Genomic DNA, 16,536 nt, shown 5'->3' with positions numbered 1-16,536 from the left:
TTGTTCATAATTTTCGAGTAATTAACATTGGTTTGTTTTCCCCATAAAATAAGGTGTTCGACATTTTTCAGCATTTTTTCCGGCTGATGTATTAACATTATTAACATTATTAACATTGCCAAAAGTCCTTTAAAAATGGGGCATTCAAGCCTTTTGCAACATTGCATTTTTTATACTTTATGCTATACTCATTCCTGCACGCAGGAAATCCCCTGTATGTGTTTTTGAGAAAAAACAGTAATATTTTTGACGAATTTTCTGTTGAAATATTTTGGGACAGGCAGGAATTTTCCTGTACAAATTTTTTATATTTTTTTTGGAAAAAGAGGGACATAAAGATATGAGCAAGTTAATTTTTGACAGAGGTAATTTTACAGATTTTACTTCTATTTCGAATGTTTTTGTAGATGAATACATGCCAACTGCAAATGGTGAATTTGTAAAGATTTATTTATTACTTTTACGTCTTGTAAACACTGGATGCGAAGATCTTTCAATTCCAACTATTGCTGATACTTTTAATATACTTGAAAGCGACGTTGTTCGTGCTTTGAAATTCTGGTCAAGAGAGAATTTACTCTCACTATCACTTGACGAGGATGGTTCCATTAACGGAATCAAGCTTGAAGCACTTTCAACAAACAGATACATTGTTAGGGATTTAAACAATAAACTTGATACAAACACTGAAGTTTTAGCATCTGCTGCCGGAGAATCAGCTCCTATTGCAGTTCCTACAGCATCAGGAATTATCGTTCCTAACAAGAAGAAATATTCACCAAGAGAAGTTGAAGCTTTTTCAGACAATGAAGATTTCCAGCAGATTAAGTTCCTTGCTGAAACATATTTAGGCAAGTTACTAAGCCCTACAGAAATCGACAGCATTTTATACATACTTGATGGTTTACAGCTTAGTGCCGACTTTATCGAATACGTTATGGAATCTTGCATTTCATCAGGGCAGAAGTCCCTTTCATACATAGAAAAACAGATTGTTTTTTACTTTGAAAAAGACATTAGAACATTAAAGGAACTTAAGGATTACTTAAAATTACAGAAAGATATTTCAAAAAGCATTTACAAAGCTTTTGGTTTAGATGTTCCAGCTAGACCTATTAAACGTGAAATGTCTTACATAACAAAGTGGACTGATGAGTTAGATTTTTCTGATGAATTCATTATTGAAGCCTGCAACAGATCTGCTGCTCACGCAAGTACAAACAGCGGAAAGTTTTCTTATGCTGATTCAATTTTACTAAAATGGTCAGAAAAAAATGTAACATCAATGGCTGACATTGAAAAGTTGGACAAGGAACACAAAGAAGAATCACAGAAGATTTACAGTGCTAAGGCAAAAGTTGCTAAGAAAATCAGTCGTCCAAAAAATGTTAGAGCTATTGAAAGTAGAAATTATAATCATCAGGACTTCGAAAAGCAGCTTATTATGAACCGAAAAGAAATGGTTGCTAACATTTCTTCAAAAGAAAAATAGACAGCAATCAACATATACCCTATGAATGGAGTTTTTTATGGGATTAACAAGAGAACAGTTTGACATTATTTATAATAAGTATAATAATAGACGATTGGACAATAGTATTAAACAGGACAAGCGTCTCAAAGAGATTTATGAAAAGATTCCTCAGATTAAGGATTGTGACTTAAAAATCAGCTCTCTGGCAGTTAATGCTGCACGTAGTGCACTTAATGGGGATACATCTTTAAAAGACAATTTAAAAGAAGATATCGCCAATGTAAGCAATCAGAAGAAGGCTCTCCTTATGGCAAACGGTTATCAGAGTGATTATCTTGAGCCCATTTATGATTGTCCTATTTGTAAAGATACTGGTTTTGTGAACGGACAACCTTGTGAATGTCTTCAGAAGGAAGTTATAAAATCTCTTTACACAACCGAAGAATTAAATGATATACTACAAAAGGAAAATTTCAGCACATTTAATTTTGATTTATATTCAAATAATTTTGTAGATGAAGTAACAGGTGTTACTGCTCTTGATAACATTAAGGACGTTGTAACTTTCTGTAAAGAATTTGTAGATAATTTTGATAATATTGACAATAATAGTATTTTATTTTATGGTAGAGCAGGTTCGGGAAAAACTTTTCTCATTAACTGCATTGCAAATGAACTGATTAACAAGTCACATACAGTGCTATATTTAACAGCTGTATCTTTCTTTGATTTGTTGTCAAAAATTACTTTTAATCAAAAGGAATCATCTGCATTTGGACAAATTACAAAGCATGAGCTATTACAGTGCGATGTGCTTATAATTGATGATCTTGGAAGCGAAATGGCTAATTCTTTTACCAATTCAGCTTTGTTTGATTGTTTAAACTACAGACTTATACACCATAAATCAACAATTATATCAACCAATTTCTCATTGTCAGATCTTAATGAAGTTTATACTGACAGAACATTTTCGAGAATTCTTGGTAACTATAATACATTTAAGATTTTTGGTGATGATATAAGGATAAAAAAATTTATTAATTAACACTTTTTTACACATGGAGGAAAAATTAATGGCTATCGAAAAATTCATTGAATCAATTCCTGTTGGACCACTTGCGATTGTAGCTTTATCAGGAAGCAAAGCTTTAGGTGAAACTGTAGACGCATATATTTCTGACTGGAGAAGCGAGAGAATCGAAGCAAAGGAATCACCTATCACTTTCAAAGGATATGTAAAAGACTCATATCTTCTTGATGTAGACACACCACGTTTTGGTACAGGTGAAGCCAAATGTACATTAAGAGATACTGTTAGAGGTACAGACCTTTACATTATCGATGATGTAACAAATTACAGCGTAGAATACACTGTTTGTGGTCACAAGAACCATATGTCACCTGATGACCACTATGCTGACATTAAGCGTGTTATTGCTGCCGCTGCCGGTAAAGCAAAGAAGATTACAGTTATTATGCCTTTCTTATATGAAAGCAGACAGCATAGACGTTCTTCTAGAGAATCTATGGACTGTGCAGTAATGCTTCAGGAATTAGTAAGCATGGGTGTTGACAACATCTTAACATTTGATGCTCACGATCCTAGAGTAAACAACGCAATTCCTATTAGCGGATTTGAATCAATTATGCCAACATATCAGTACATTAAGAACCTTTTAAGAAATGTTGATGACCTTATTATTGATGATGATCACCTTATGGTAATCAGCCCTGATGAAGGTGCAATGAGCAGAGTAGTTTATTTTGCAAACGCTCTTGGAATCAATATGGGTATGTTCTACAAACGTCGTGACTTTACACAGGTTGTAGACGGAAGAAACCCAATCGTTGCTCATGAATACTTAGGTGAATCTGTTGAAGGTAAAGACGTGTTAATTATTGACGATATGATTTCTTCAGGTGATAGTATGCTTGACGTTGCAAGACAGCTTAAGAAACGTAAAGCTAAGAGAGTTTTCGTTGCTTCAACATTTGGTTTATTTACAAATGGTCTTGAAAGATTTGACGAAGCTTACGCTGATGGAACAATTTATCGTATTATGACAACAAACTGCATTTACCAGACACCTGAACTTCTTTCAAGAGAATGGTACATTAACGTAGACGTTGCTAAATACACAGCATACTTCATCGACAGATTAAACCACGATTCTTCTATTAGTGATTTACTAAATCCATACAAGAAGATTGAAAAATGCGTTGAAGCATATAAAAACAGATAATAATTTCTAACAATTGTGTTATGTATTTATGTTATTCAAACATTTATGTAATCATTATTGTTGAAACTAATTTGAGATAAAGTAAAAAGGCTATGGGTTTATAGTATCAAATCTATAAAACCCGTAGCCTTTTTATTATTTTATTATAGCTAATTTTATTTTTTTAATTGTATTTTTACTTACGCCTTTGCTCGTGCTTTTGCCTGCGTCTTTACTTATATATCTACAGTTTTATGAAATTATGCTTAATTCCTAATTTATCTGCCATAACTTTTTCTCTTGTATGACATGAGAACAAAATTACCTGTTCCATATTCTCGCCCATAAACTTTAATGTGTTTCCCATTCTCTTGTTGTCATACATTACAAAAGCATCATCAAGTAAAATTGGTTTGTAGTCTTTTTCAAATATTATATCTGCTGCTGCCAAACGCAATGCCATATATATTTGTTCTACTGTTCCCTTGCTTAACTTAGAAGCCGGTAGCAATGCTTTTTTGCTATTAACTAAAATATTCAATCTTTCATCAATTGACAAATTATCATATTTACCATTTGTTATCTGCGACATATAGTAGGAAGCTCTCTCGTTTAAACGCTTGCCAAAACTATTTCGTATTTCATTAGCAATATCCTCAATGTTTTCCTTTGCATCTTCTATTGCCTGAATTTCAATTTTGGCTTTTTTAATATTATCAAGTCTCTCTGTTAGTTCATCCAACTGTCTTTCGCATTGAATATCCTGTTCTTTTTTCTGCTCTAGTGCCCAACGCGCCTTTGATATAACCTCATTAAGTTCACGTTCCTGCTCTTCAATGTCTTTAATTTCATTGCTGTAATCTGCTGAGTCTATGGAACGATCTTCTTCCTGCTTAATCATAAGCTTTGTATTTTTCAAAAGTTCTTTCTTGCTTTCTAACTGACGCTGTGTGTAAAGTTCTTCATGTTTTGCAGCTTCCAATTTATCCAAAGCTAATTTCAGTTCCTTGATTGCCTCTAACTTACGCTTTTTCTTCTTTTTATTAAAACAATATCTTATGATTGCCAAGATTGTACAAATAAAAGCTCCTACAAAGCAGCCAATTGGTCTAATCCAAAATTCTGTAACTGTTAAGAAATTCAAATTTCCAAGTATCAGCCCTACACCTGTACCTACAAATGCCAATGCTAAAATAATAAATGCAACCGGCATACTACTACGTGTATGTACTTTTTCAGACAGCATTTCCATTGTTTCATGGCCGTCTATACCTTTTTCCATAAGTTGACTTGTAAGTTCAGCTTTATGTGCTTTTATTTTTTCAAGTATTTCATTTGTCTTATCAACCTCAGATGTGTATGTCATAACATCCTGATACAGCTTATCTTTTCTGGCATTTTGTCTTGCGAGTTCTTCAAGTCTTTGCTTGTCTAATGCTGAAAGTTCTTCCTTTCTTGAAGATAACCTTAAAACTGAATCTTTTTTCTGCTCAATTGATGCAATAATTGCATGCTGCTCTCTTTCAGAGACCTCCAGTTGTTCCTTAACAGTGTATATGCAACGTTCCACATCATATTCCTCACCGATTCGGTTATCAGTTGCAATCTTTTTCTTCTGTGCATCCAAATCCGTAAAGGCTTCTTTAATATCTATTTCCATAGACTTAGTGGTGCCTAAGTTTGCCGCATAGTTTTTTAAAATATTTTCTAATTCCTTGTCCGTTACGCTTCCCAACTGGCTAATACTTATTGTATTGTAGTAACAACTTTCATCTAACCCTGTAAATAGTTTGTCAATTTCATCTTGTGTAAGTTCACGACCTAAATCCTCATTTATCACCTTAAATGATTTATTCTGTCTGTTGAAATTTCTTTCGATTCGATAATCAACACCATTGCTTTCGATTCTCATCATCCCTTGGTAATTAGATGGGTTGTCCCAAGGCTCATACTTACTGTACGTATCCTTACTGCTAGCTTTTCCCCTTTGCTTCTCTAATCCAAAAAGCATGCCTCTAATAAATGTATGAAACGTAGTCTTACCGGCCTCGTTTTCACCATATATAATATTTAATCCCGGCTCCAAAGACATGGACTTATGATTAAATTTTCCGAAATTAGTTAATTGTAAATCCTTAATAATCATTGTCTGTCCTCCATTGCATCTATTAAAGCCTTTGCACCATAATATAAAGTTTTTCGATCTAATTCGCTTAAATTTCCTTTGTCCAAATATCTTTTAATAAACATTCCCAATATATTATCATGATTATCTTCATATAATTCCTGAAAATCAAAATCCGGTACGGTTTCATCTACAATCTGAACTATATTTCCAACGCTCTCAATTTCTTTTTCATTTATTTCAAAATCGGGGTCTCTGTAACCTGAAAAGAAAATCTTAAACATATTATCTTTTCCATTTTCTTCAATCATATCCGTAAGTCTGTGTCTAATTTCCATATTAGTAGCTGTTGTAGTTACCTGAAAATCAATTTCCTTATATATACGTTTTGCAAAAGGAACAAACTCTAACTCAAGACTATTCTTTGTCACTTCTCCGTATATATATCCTCTCTCACCCATGTCATTCATGTCAATTGGTTCAAGGGAACCACAATAAGCCATACGGTTTTTCTCGTCCATTTCCGGCTTATGTATATGACCTAACGCTACATAATCAAAACCTGACATTGCAAGTTTCTTTTTACTAATAGGTATGTGTTTTTCATCGCCACCATGTGCTACTAAAATATTAATTTTATCAATATCTTCTACAATAATGTGGTCATATAAATTTTCCTGGATTTCTGTTTCATGGTAGCTTAAACCATAAACACATGTATTAAGTTCCGGAATATCAACCTTGGTAATGTTTTTATCATCTATAAAGATTACATTTTCACTCCATTTAAAACCATCATAAAAAGATCCCTTCTTTATGGCATCGTGATTTCCTGCACATATTACAATCTTTGTATCAGGAATTGTTGACAGAAGGTAATCTACCTCTCTCACTTCTCTTAGCAGTGGTTGTCTATGAAACATATCGCCTGCAATAATAAGCAAATCCACTGGCTGCATCTTTATTTTCTTTATTAATCTTTCAAAGGATTCCCAAATTTCGTCTCCTCTTTTTGCCGCCCATTCTTTCTTATTTTCAGGATGTGCGCCTAAATGTATATCACCTGTATGAATAAATTTCATATAGCCTCCCAAACTGCTGTTAATTTATAGTCTAACCCAATTTTCAGTATATCATTAAAGATATTGGTGGTCAAATATTCAACTGCTTTCTAATAATATTCCAATACTTTCTTAATATTTTACCAACTTTTTTACTAACTTTCTACTTTATGTTAAATTATGCAAACGGCTAATTTGTAAGATATTTCTTTGTCCATCATTTGATGTAAGAATTTCCCATTCAGTTGCATTACCAAAGCCTTCTTTACTTTGTGTATTATAAAGAGTATATGTATTAAATTCCTTTTCACTACCTAAGTCAATTTGAATCCAATGTTTAACACCATTTAATTTATACTGACCCTTAGTAACGTTTGAACTTGTAGCACACCACTTTGTGCCAAGCTTACCGTCTATAAGCATTGATGCATTTTCTGAATCATTGGTAAATCCTGAACAATCAAAAACTTTTGCTCCAAGACATAAGTTTGTGTCATCGTTAATAACATTACTCAACTTAGCGGCTGTCTTGTTTCCGTGGATTTTTTCCCCAACCATTGGATATTCAGAGTTTGCAATCCCCTCTATATTCTCTGTTAACCAGTTGTCTTCGTAATCACCAAATCCTTTAAATGTCCATGTTCCCGCTTTTAATTCTTCAACATATTTCTTTCTTAAGGACTCAATGCAGTCATATCCTGTAATATCTTTTACCACTTTATTAAATGGTGTTGTTACATTATAAGGATCATCTGTATAAGTACTTCCTGTATTGTTATCCTTGATTAATTTATTAATGCTATCAATTAATCCTAACTTCAATGTTCCGTCTGCATTTTTTCTTGTTGGATATTTTGAATCCATATAGGCAAAGAACCATTTATTATTTCTGTACTGTTGGTAACCCCAATCCTGTAATGAAGTATCTGTTGCCTCATATATCTGAACATATTTAGGATTTGACCAGTGGAAGTATCTGAACCCACCATAGTTTGCCATGTTTTCAGTCCACCAGGCAACATCATCACCGTAATTTAATTTTCCACTGTACTGCTGAACAGAGTGAGTGATTTCATGTGAGAAAAATCCAATATCTGTTGGGTGACTGTTTGCATATGCTGTAGATACACAAACTGTAGTTCCCTGGCAATACGCTACTCCATCATAATTGTTATCAGCCTTAAATGTAATTGTTGTTGGTTCTGTGCCGTTACCCCATCTTTGATATAAACGTGGGTAACTATTGTAGAATAATCTTGTAAGTTCCTCTAAATATCCATCTACAGTAACATCTTTCCAATCTCCTGTAAATAAAATATCATATTTGCTTGGACTAACAGTTGCACCTTTCATGGAAATTTCTGAAATCTGGCATCCACTTCCATAAATAGCTTGTACATCTAATTTGTAATACTGGTATGTTCCAACTTTTTTGCCTTTAACAATTAATTTATTTTTTAGCTTGCCTTTTTTCTTAATAGAAATATTTTTCTTTCCGGCAACAATTTTCCATTTAACTTTTTTCTTTGCTTTCTTTAATTTTACTGTTTTTTTATTTCCTATCATAACAGTAATATTTTTTTTAAGTCTCCTATTTTTCACTTTTAGGTATTATTTTTTCATTTCAAATTAATGGATTTTGCAACTAATTTTCCTATTACACAAAAAAATCCGAAAGTTTCACCATGATATACACATATATTATGTATATGTCCTCGATTCTTTCGGATTTTACAAATAAACTTGCATTATTAGATTAATTTATTTTAGTTTCTCTTCTATACCATTTTTTGTTTGCAAAAATTGTCGTTCCCATGTATCAATTATGCTATTGCATTCATCCATTTTTTCATTTAGCAATTCTTTCAATTGTTTATCTAATGCTGAAAGCATAGCTGTGTAATTAGTCACGTCTTCCCTCATCTTTGTGATTCGTTCTTCAAGATTTGCTATTTCCATTTGCTTTCTGCTATTTTCTTTCATTAGTTTACTGTTGGTTTCTTTTAACTCATCCATCATTTTCTGAACTACAGATTTTTCGGTGGCGTCTCTATTATCTAGTTTTTTCTGTAACTCCTGAATTTTCTGATTTTGTTTTTGAATCTGCAAAATTAATTCTTTGCTTCTTTCCTGTTCTTCTTTAACACTATTTCGTTCTTCTTCAATTCGTCTTGCCTGCTCATTTTCCATATTTTGCATATAATCATTTACTTCTTTTTTGTTGTATCCCCGCCATACGCTTGTAAATCTGTGTTTATTTTCCAAGTCTTTTCTTAAATTTTCGATTGTTGTTTTTCCTTCATTATCCATTACACTACCTCCAATCTGTCCTTGCTATTAAATCCCAGTTTTGTTGCATAGCCACTTGGTAGTTCAAGAACACTTTTGCTGCCTTTGACTTTTTTACAACAAATACCTGTGGGAACTTCAGGGTCAATTTTTATGATTTCGTTGTTCTTATTTAGATATATCACATCAATTGGTGTTTTCATAAAAAACATATGAATTTGCGAACATGGTTTTATAAGAAGTCCACCCATGTTTTCAATTTGTTTCGGGCTTTTTCCCATTAATCCCATAAACCTTGTCCAAAAATTATTTGCTATTTTTATGTTTGTGATTTTCCTTTTCTCAATATATACTGCCGCTTCTTTCATAACTTTCTTCTTTCATAACTTCCTTCTTTCACAACGTGTTTCTTTCATATGCCACTACAGCATCCCAATTATCAATTGTTACCTTATTGCCATATCATCTGCACCGTTCATTGTTATCTTATTACTGAATCATCTATACTTGTCCCTTATTACCTTACAGCCGCGTCACCTGTAACCTGCCTCTTATTATGTTAATGCTACATTATCTATAATCTATCTTATTAACTAACTGCTACATAAACTTTTATTTTCCAAACATTTCCATTATATTAAGAGCTGCCGGACCTAAAAGTACGATAAAAATTACCGGGAATATAAATAATACCATTGGTATCAGCATTGTAACCGGCGCTTTTAGAGCTTTTTCTTCCGCTCTCATTTTTCTATCTTTTCGCAGATTTTCTGCCTGTACTTTTAACACTGATTTAATGGAGATTCCCAATTGGTCTGCCTGTACTAAGGCTGTTAAAAAGCTTGTTAATTCTTTAACATCACATCTTTTTGCCAAGCCTTCGTAAGCTTCTTTTTTACTCATTCCTCGCTGGATGTCTCTTGTTGCCTGCATAAGATCAGTCATTAATTCTGACTTATCTTTCTCATAAAGACGAATTAATGCTGAATCAAATCCTAAACCTGCCTCAACGCTTACAACGAGTAAGTCCATTATATCAGGTAACTGCTGACGTAATAGCTCTTTTCGTTTCTTCGCCTTTGCCTTCAGCCACTCTCCCGGCAGTATAATTGCAACCAAACCTACCACTGCCATAGCAAGAATCAGATATGCCATTCCCAGATTCAAAATTTTGCAGACAATCAATGCAACAAGCATTAATATTGCAGATAAACCAATCTTTAGCATAGAAAACTGTTCCACAGATAACTCTGTTCCTGTCATTTCAAGCATACCTTCTATAACCGAAGTTTTTTTGTTGGTTTTTTCTCTCTTTTTTTTGTTTTTCCCAGCCTTTTCCTTTTTGCTACTCTTTAAATATTGTTTGTATCTCTCTTTAATGCTTTTCTTTTCCTGATTAGGCTGTTTTTTTCTCGGTGTATCACCAACATTTTTTACACTTTCGATACGCTTACGTTTCCAGTTGTTTTTTAAACCTAAATTATAAGAAATAATAAGCACTAAGAAAAATATAACAACAGAGCACATAATTGTTAATAATATAACCATAGTGCCACTCCTTTTTAATTTCTACCATTAAATCTTTAGTATTTAACATCTAATCTTTGATATCTAATAGTTTGCATTTAATATTTAATGGTTACCACTTTCTTAATTACCGCAAATCCTATGCACTCCCAGACAAATCCAAAGGCAAGCATCGCTCTTCCTGCTGATGTTTCAAACAATTGTGATGCATACTCCCTATTAATTGCAGCCATCATGCCGAGTAATAGAAACGGTAAAGCACCTACTATAAAACCTGACATTCGCCCACTGGCTGTTCTTGTTTTGATTTCTTTTCGTAAACTAATACGGCTTTGTATTGTTCCTGATATTTTTTCCAAAACTTCTGCCAGATTTCCGCCAACTTTTCGTTGAATAATAATTGCGGTACATAACATATCCAGATCATCGCTATCTGTTCTCTCCACCATGCGATTCATACTTTCTTCCAAAGTCATTCCACGTTGAGTTTCCTTAAAAACTCTACCAAACTCTTCCGAAATTGGTGCTTCCATATCTGTTGCAATATTACTCATTGCCGATTGAAAAGAATGTCCTGCCTTTAAGGCGTTTGACAAAACTCCAATAGCTTCAATTAGCTGTCCTTCTAATCTATTTTTTCGTTTTTTCTTTTTTCCACGTACATAAATCATTGGAAAAAAAGCTATCAGAGCAACCAATGCAATGCATATAACACTCGATACCCCAACTATTACCAAAATAATAGGAACCATTATTGATGCTGAAATCCATATAACGATAAATTGTTGTACCGGAATTTGAATTCCTACATTATATAGTTCATTTTCAATTTGTGCCAATTCTTTTCTTGTTTTAAATCCTGTATTTTTTTTAACTTTCAGTCTCTTTTTCTTTGTTGTTGTTTTTTTACGTTCTTCCTTTTCTTCTAATACAAAATCCTTAATTCTTTCTTCAACTTTTAATTTATCCTTTGCAATGCCATGTAGAATAATAGTAAAAATACAAAAGAAAAATACCATGGCACATACTATAATTAATATTACTAACATTATTTTCCCTTCTTTTTACTCCTTAAAAAACCATCTGTTATCCATATCAACGCCGTTGGTTTTTACCTTCTCACAGCACTTTGGAACAACCCCGGTGCTTTCAAAATGTCCGACAAATTTATTATTTTTGTCCATGCCATCTACTACATACTTAAAAATTTCCTGAGTTGTAATAATGTCACCTTCCATACCGGTTATTTCGCATATACTTGTGATTTTACGGCTTCCATCTCTAAGACGCGCCTGCTGAACAACCAAATCCAATGCTCCTGCACACTGCTGTCTGATGGCTGTAACCGGAAGATCCATACCTGCCATCATTACCATTGTTTCAATACGTGCCAATGCATCTCTTGCCGAGTTAGCATGTGCTGTAGTTAAGGAACCGTCATGCCCTGTGTTCATTGCCTGAAGCATATCAAGTGTTTCACCACCACGAACCTCACCAACAACTATTCGGTCAGGTCTCATACGAAGTGCGTTTTTTACTAAATCACGAATTGTTATTGCTCCTGTCCCTTCTAAATTGGCAGGTCTGCTTTCCAAAGAAACTACATGATCCTGCATCAATTTAAGTTCCGCAGCATCCTCTATTGTAACAATTCTTTCATCATGAGGTATGAAGGCTGACAACACATTAAGCAATGTTGTTTTTCCTGAACCTGTACCTCCCGATACTAATATATTTAATTTTCCTCTGACACCTGCCTCCAGAAAGCCTGCCATTTCCGGTGATAACGATCCGAACTTCATCAGATTCTCGATGGTAAGAGGAGTATCTGAGAATTTACGAATTGTTATGGTCGAACCACAAAGTGCCAAAGGAGGAATTATCGCATTTACACGAGAGCCATCTTTTAATCTGGCATCAACCATAGGGTTAGAATCATCGATTCTTCGTCCTAATGGTGTTACTATTCTGTCAATTATTCTTCTAACATGTTCTTCATCCTGAAATTTCACATCTGAAAGAACAAGTTTTCCCTTTCTTTCTACATATATCTGATTAGGTCCATTTACCATAATTTCGCTTACGGTACTGTCATTAATCAATTCTTCTAAGGGACCTAACCCTGTAATTTCATTTTGAATTGACTTAGAAATATAAGTTCTGTCATTTCTTCCAATTTCAGGATAATTCTCTGTAAGATATTCATTTATTAAAGACTCCACATCTTTTTCAGTAACATTATCAAGCTTTGCCAACATTGATGCTACTTCTCTGTGAGTTTCTTCAATTACTTTTGCATAGTCATTTCTTGTGTTTTTTGTAGTTTGCTGTTCATTAAAAAGATTTCCTAATTCACTGTTATTTTCTCTTTCGGGAATCTTAGTTACCACTTCTTCTGTTTTTTCTTTATTTTCAGAGCTGCTTTTTTTCTCCATTCTCTCCATTAGATTCATATAGCAACCTCCTAAATTTCATCCCTGTTTACAAAACGAATTATTTCCTTACCTACTTTTGATTTTGGACTGGCAATTACAATAGGAACTCCCCTATTTATACTTGCTATTGTTGTTTTTGGGTCACTTGAAATTACCAACTCAATATCTTCGTCTAAAGTTGACTCCACGTCTTTTTTCTTAACATAGGAATCACCATCTTTGTTTAAAATAAATTTTACTTTTTTTGATAATTCAAGTGTATTTAATACATTCATACAGTTTTTCGTGTTTTTCAAAGTTGAAATTTCAGGTGTTATAATAAAATAAACAGTGTCTGACAATTCCAACGCCTGAAGCACACAGTCATCTAATGTTGGTCCCAAATCAAATATTATGTAGTCATAAGAGTCTTTTACCGCATCTATAATTGCATTCACATGTGTAGGTTTTACCAATTCTGCAAATTCCGGAGACTGAGGTGCTAACAAAACGCGTACGCCTGAAGAATGTGTATATAAATAGCTGTTTACCGTTGCCAGACTATAGTCATTCTCAGCCACTAAATCTGAAATGGTATCATACACTGGTATATCCATAAAAACGCCTACATCTCCAAACTGTAAATCTAAATCAATCAATAAAACTTTCTTGCCTTTCTTCTGTAACGCTACAGCCATATTAACCGAAACTGTAGTTTTTCCTGCCCCACCTTTTGTACCAAAAACCGATAAAATTTTTGAGTCATATTTCTGTTCTCCGGCATCTGTGCCACGACTTCTGTTTTTTGCAATTTCAGAAATTATTTCTTCCTGTATCTGACTTTGCTCCATGTCTGTTGTCAGCACTTTTCCAATTCCACAGCTCATTGCCTCTGTAAGTATTTCTATATCACGTGTTCCTGTAAGAAGAATCATAACCAGATTCTTCTTTGACATATAAATTCTTTCAAGCAATTTTGTATCTTCGCTTGTTAAAACATCTGTCACTATTACAAGAGCATCAACAGAAGTATTCATTACCTTTCCAACACCCTTTGAGTCAAGTAAAACAGTTCCCATATATTTAAAGCTATCATTGTCCAGAAGTTCTTCTGCTTTTTTTTCATTTTCCATAGATGCCATTGCAAGTATTTTATAATGCTTCATGTTATACCTTCTTTTTATCCTAATATTATGTAAATTGCTACTTAGTATTGTCTGTCTTCTCTCTTAATGTAATGTTAAAACTACTTAGCCCCGACATTACAAGACATTGTTTTGGTTTTAAAAGTAATGTTATGTTTGTGTTTACATTTCCGGCTCCTGCTGCTGTCACTTCACCAATCTTCAAAATCTTTATAGCAGAAAGAGCTACAATCTTCTTATTATTTTTTGAATTAGTTGGAGTTGTAATAATATCAATTAAATCTCCCTCTGATAAATACCCTGCTACATCCTGTTGCAAATCAACTGCAATGGTCATTGCTCTCATACCTTTTGGAATCTGATATGATAAGCTGTTTCCAGAGTCACCTTTTTTGTATATTTTATTATTTAAAATCTGTTCTCCAGATGCAATTTCTCTTTCAGTTATTTTTCCAATTACATCTTTTAGATTATGGGCGGCATTACTATGTGATGAACCTGCCGGCACAGATATTAATTGCACCATATTGCTTTTAATTTCTGTATATCCTTTAATATCTTTAACGGCAACTACCACCTGTTCAGTTTCCTGCACCTGTGTTTCTGCCACCTGTTCTTGCTTTTTTTCATATCCGCTAAAAAAACTATATAAAAGAACGCCACAAACGGCTGCCGATATTAATGCTATAACGTATATTTTCTTCATGTGAGCTCCTTCTTAAATTGATGTTACGCTAGTTGATGTTGCCTTATAATATTTTCCAAAAAATGTTTGAGCAACGAAAGTTAAATTCTTCACCGGGTATTCCACCGTCACATTGATTTTGTCGCTGTCAACGCTAACTGAAATGGTAGCTCCCTCGCCTCCGTTCCATAAATCTTCCTTTGCTCTTGTTTCAACCTTTTTGATCAATTGATTCATAGTTGATTCATCATAATCTGAAATATAAAGTGAAGCATACCTTGCTCCTGCATAAGATGCGTTCTCTACTCTGTATTGATTAGAATATATCCACCCAAAATCAATTACTCCACAAAGTAAAGTTAGTAACAGTGGTAAAACAAGGGCAAACTCTACAATTGACTGACCTTTTTCACTTTTTTTTAATTTACCAAACAATGGAATGCCTCCTTTCCTGACAGTGTATCCACAATGAAAAAGACAGAGCATTTTTTCGAACCTGCTCTGTCTTTTTTATAAATATGAAATTGTTATTTTGTTTAATCTTAGTGTCCACCACCAGCTGCTGCTGTTGTTGCTTTATTTAATTCATCTTTAGCACCATTGAATGTATCCTTGATTCCACCACCTAATGCTGTAACAGCTACAATAACAACTACTGCAATTAAAGCAATAATTAATGCATACTCTACCATACCCTGTCCACTCTCATCTTTAAAAAATTTCTTTAACATAATTTACTCCTCCTATGGATAATATTTTAAATTCTATATTCTCTCAACAGTTTATTCTGTTGTATCGAACCTATTAACAAAAGTTCATTACGGTTACCATCGCCACTGCAATGAATGGCCCCATTGGAATCATCTCATGTATAACCAACTTAAATGTCATATTGGATTGAACCACTGTATATGCCAATACACAAATTCCCATAAGTACTATGGTATATAATAAATTAGTAATTCCTAAACAAAATCCAACTGCTGCTGCCAGCTTAATATCTCCGGCTCCTACATTCTTAGCCAACAATGCCGGGAATGAAAAAATTGCAAATCCGGCAACTAATCCTAACAATGAAGAAACTAATGAAAATTCAGGAAAACCTTCTATTCCTAAAACATAGGGTATACTAAAAGCTACCTTAATAGCCAAAATTGCAAGTATTAAATCATTGGGGATAATTCTGTGATGCAGGTCTGTCACAGCGATCACTTCGCAAATCATTAATAATATGAAACTGTATATTATGGTATACAAAGAATTCTGTTTCCACATAATAGCAGCTCCTACCAATGCCATTATTATATGTAAAATAATCCTTTCGTTTCTACACTGGCTGTACACGATATTCCTGTTTAACAAAAGTCTCTGCTCAATAAAATCACAAGCAATCTTAAGAGCTGTTCCAATCAATGCACCGGCAATTAATTTGATTGCCAGCATTTCTTACCTCCTTTGTCTTTTCGTATCTTTGTCATTTCTAAAGTATAGCATAACTGATTCTTGTTTTCTATTGCTTTGTTCCCAAGTGGAGATTTTTGTTCTGAACGTATGTTTTGTAACGTTTTTACTTCTAGTAGACTTATTTAGC

16 protein-coding genes are annotated in these 16,536 nt (G+C 33.6%); 3 read left to right on the top strand and 13 right to left on the bottom strand.

Going from position 1 to position 16,536, the window contains the following annotated elements:
* Nucleotides 1-340 precede the first annotated feature (340 nt).
* Genes DWZ69_RS00705 through DWZ69_RS00695 form a run of 3 tightly spaced genes read left to right on the top strand, consistent with a single transcriptional unit; the run spans nt 341 to nt 3,720 of the window.
* Nucleotides 341-1,492, top strand: coding sequence for a DnaD domain protein (locus DWZ69_RS00705; protein WP_022164896.1), 1,152 nt, complete (start codon nt 341-343; stop codon nt 1,490-1,492).
* 37 nt (nt 1,493-1,529) lie between these two features.
* Nucleotides 1,530-2,522, top strand: a complete 993-nt coding sequence (locus DWZ69_RS00700) for an ATP-binding protein (protein WP_117999310.1) — start codon at nt 1,530-1,532, stop codon at nt 2,520-2,522.
* Between the two features lie 28 nt (nt 2,523-2,550).
* On the top strand, nt 2,551-3,720 hold the full coding sequence (locus tag DWZ69_RS00695; protein WP_022164894.1) for a ribose-phosphate pyrophosphokinase: 1,170 nt from the start codon (nt 2,551-2,553) through the stop codon (nt 3,718-3,720).
* Between the two features lie 223 nt (nt 3,721-3,943).
* On the opposite strand, the gene DWZ69_RS00690 is transcribed toward DWZ69_RS00695, so the two are convergent.
* The 13 genes from DWZ69_RS00690 to DWZ69_RS00630 all read right to left on the bottom strand — a co-directional run bounded on the left by DWZ69_RS00690 (nt 3,944) and on the right by DWZ69_RS00630 (nt 16,388).
* Nucleotides 3,944-5,845: an AAA family ATPase gene (locus tag DWZ69_RS00690; RefSeq protein ID WP_118435610.1), complete on the bottom strand. Its 1,902-nt coding sequence runs from the start codon at nt 5,843-5,845 to the stop codon at nt 3,944-3,946.
* Nucleotides 5,842-6,906 carry a metallophosphoesterase gene (locus tag DWZ69_RS00685; protein ID WP_117999308.1) on the bottom strand — a complete coding sequence of 355 codons (1,065 nt, stop codon included), beginning with the start codon at nt 6,904-6,906 and terminating at the stop codon, nt 5,842-5,844. The genes DWZ69_RS00690 and DWZ69_RS00685 overlap by 4 nt, the downstream gene beginning before the upstream one ends.
* Before the next feature lie 147 nt (nt 6,907-7,053).
* A complete protein-coding gene (locus tag DWZ69_RS00680; protein WP_118435607.1) occupies nt 7,054-8,451 on the bottom strand; it encodes a discoidin domain-containing protein in 1,398 nt (465 codons plus the stop codon).
* A 195-nt stretch (nt 8,452-8,646) separates the two neighbouring features.
* Nucleotides 8,647-9,195, bottom strand: coding sequence for a hypothetical protein (locus tag DWZ69_RS00675; RefSeq protein ID WP_118435604.1), 549 nt, complete (start codon nt 9,193-9,195; stop codon nt 8,647-8,649).
* Nucleotides 9,195-9,542, bottom strand: coding sequence for a DUF192 domain-containing protein (locus DWZ69_RS00670; protein WP_118435601.1), 348 nt, complete (start codon nt 9,540-9,542; stop codon nt 9,195-9,197). Before DWZ69_RS00670 ends, DWZ69_RS00675 begins: the two co-directional genes overlap by 1 nt.
* A gap of 244 nt (nt 9,543-9,786) precedes the next feature.
* Nucleotides 9,787-10,722 (bottom strand): type II secretion system F family protein, encoded by a 936-nt coding sequence (locus tag DWZ69_RS00665; RefSeq protein WP_117999304.1) that lies wholly within the window; start codon nt 10,720-10,722, stop codon nt 9,787-9,789.
* A 77-nt stretch (nt 10,723-10,799) separates the two neighbouring features.
* A complete protein-coding gene (locus DWZ69_RS00660) occupies nt 10,800-11,750 on the bottom strand; it encodes a type II secretion system F family protein (protein ID WP_117999303.1) in 951 nt (316 codons plus the stop codon).
* Between the two features lie 15 nt (nt 11,751-11,765).
* Nucleotides 11,766-13,154: a CpaF family protein gene (locus DWZ69_RS00655; RefSeq protein ID WP_117999302.1), complete on the bottom strand. Its 1,389-nt coding sequence runs from the start codon at nt 13,152-13,154 to the stop codon at nt 11,766-11,768.
* Between the two features lie 11 nt (nt 13,155-13,165).
* Nucleotides 13,166-14,281, bottom strand: a complete 1,116-nt coding sequence (locus DWZ69_RS00650; RefSeq protein WP_118435598.1) for an AAA family ATPase — start codon at nt 14,279-14,281, stop codon at nt 13,166-13,168.
* A gap of 37 nt (nt 14,282-14,318) precedes the next feature.
* Nucleotides 14,319-14,966, bottom strand: a complete 648-nt coding sequence (gene cpaB, locus DWZ69_RS00645; protein ID WP_118435595.1) for a Flp pilus assembly protein CpaB — start codon at nt 14,964-14,966, stop codon at nt 14,319-14,321.
* A gap of 12 nt (nt 14,967-14,978) precedes the next feature.
* Nucleotides 14,979-15,380 carry a TadE family protein gene (locus DWZ69_RS00640; RefSeq protein WP_158561073.1) on the bottom strand — a complete coding sequence of 134 codons (402 nt, stop codon included), beginning with the start codon at nt 15,378-15,380 and terminating at the stop codon, nt 14,979-14,981.
* A gap of 107 nt (nt 15,381-15,487) precedes the next feature.
* Nucleotides 15,488-15,676 carry a Flp family type IVb pilin gene (locus tag DWZ69_RS00635; RefSeq protein WP_118435592.1) on the bottom strand — a complete coding sequence of 63 codons (189 nt, stop codon included), beginning with the start codon at nt 15,674-15,676 and terminating at the stop codon, nt 15,488-15,490.
* Between the two features lie 73 nt (nt 15,677-15,749).
* Nucleotides 15,750-16,388, bottom strand: coding sequence for an A24 family peptidase (locus tag DWZ69_RS00630; protein WP_118435589.1), 639 nt, complete (start codon nt 16,386-16,388; stop codon nt 15,750-15,752).
* Between the last annotated feature and the right edge of the window lie 148 nt (nt 16,389-16,536).

Source organism: Eubacterium sp. AF34-35BH (assembly GCF_003477765.1).
Taxonomy (GTDB): Bacteria; Bacillota; Clostridia; order Lachnospirales; family Lachnospiraceae; genus Eubacterium_G.
The sequence above is the reverse complement of the archived record's forward strand: the minus strand, read 5'-3'. Positions and strand labels throughout refer to the sequence as shown.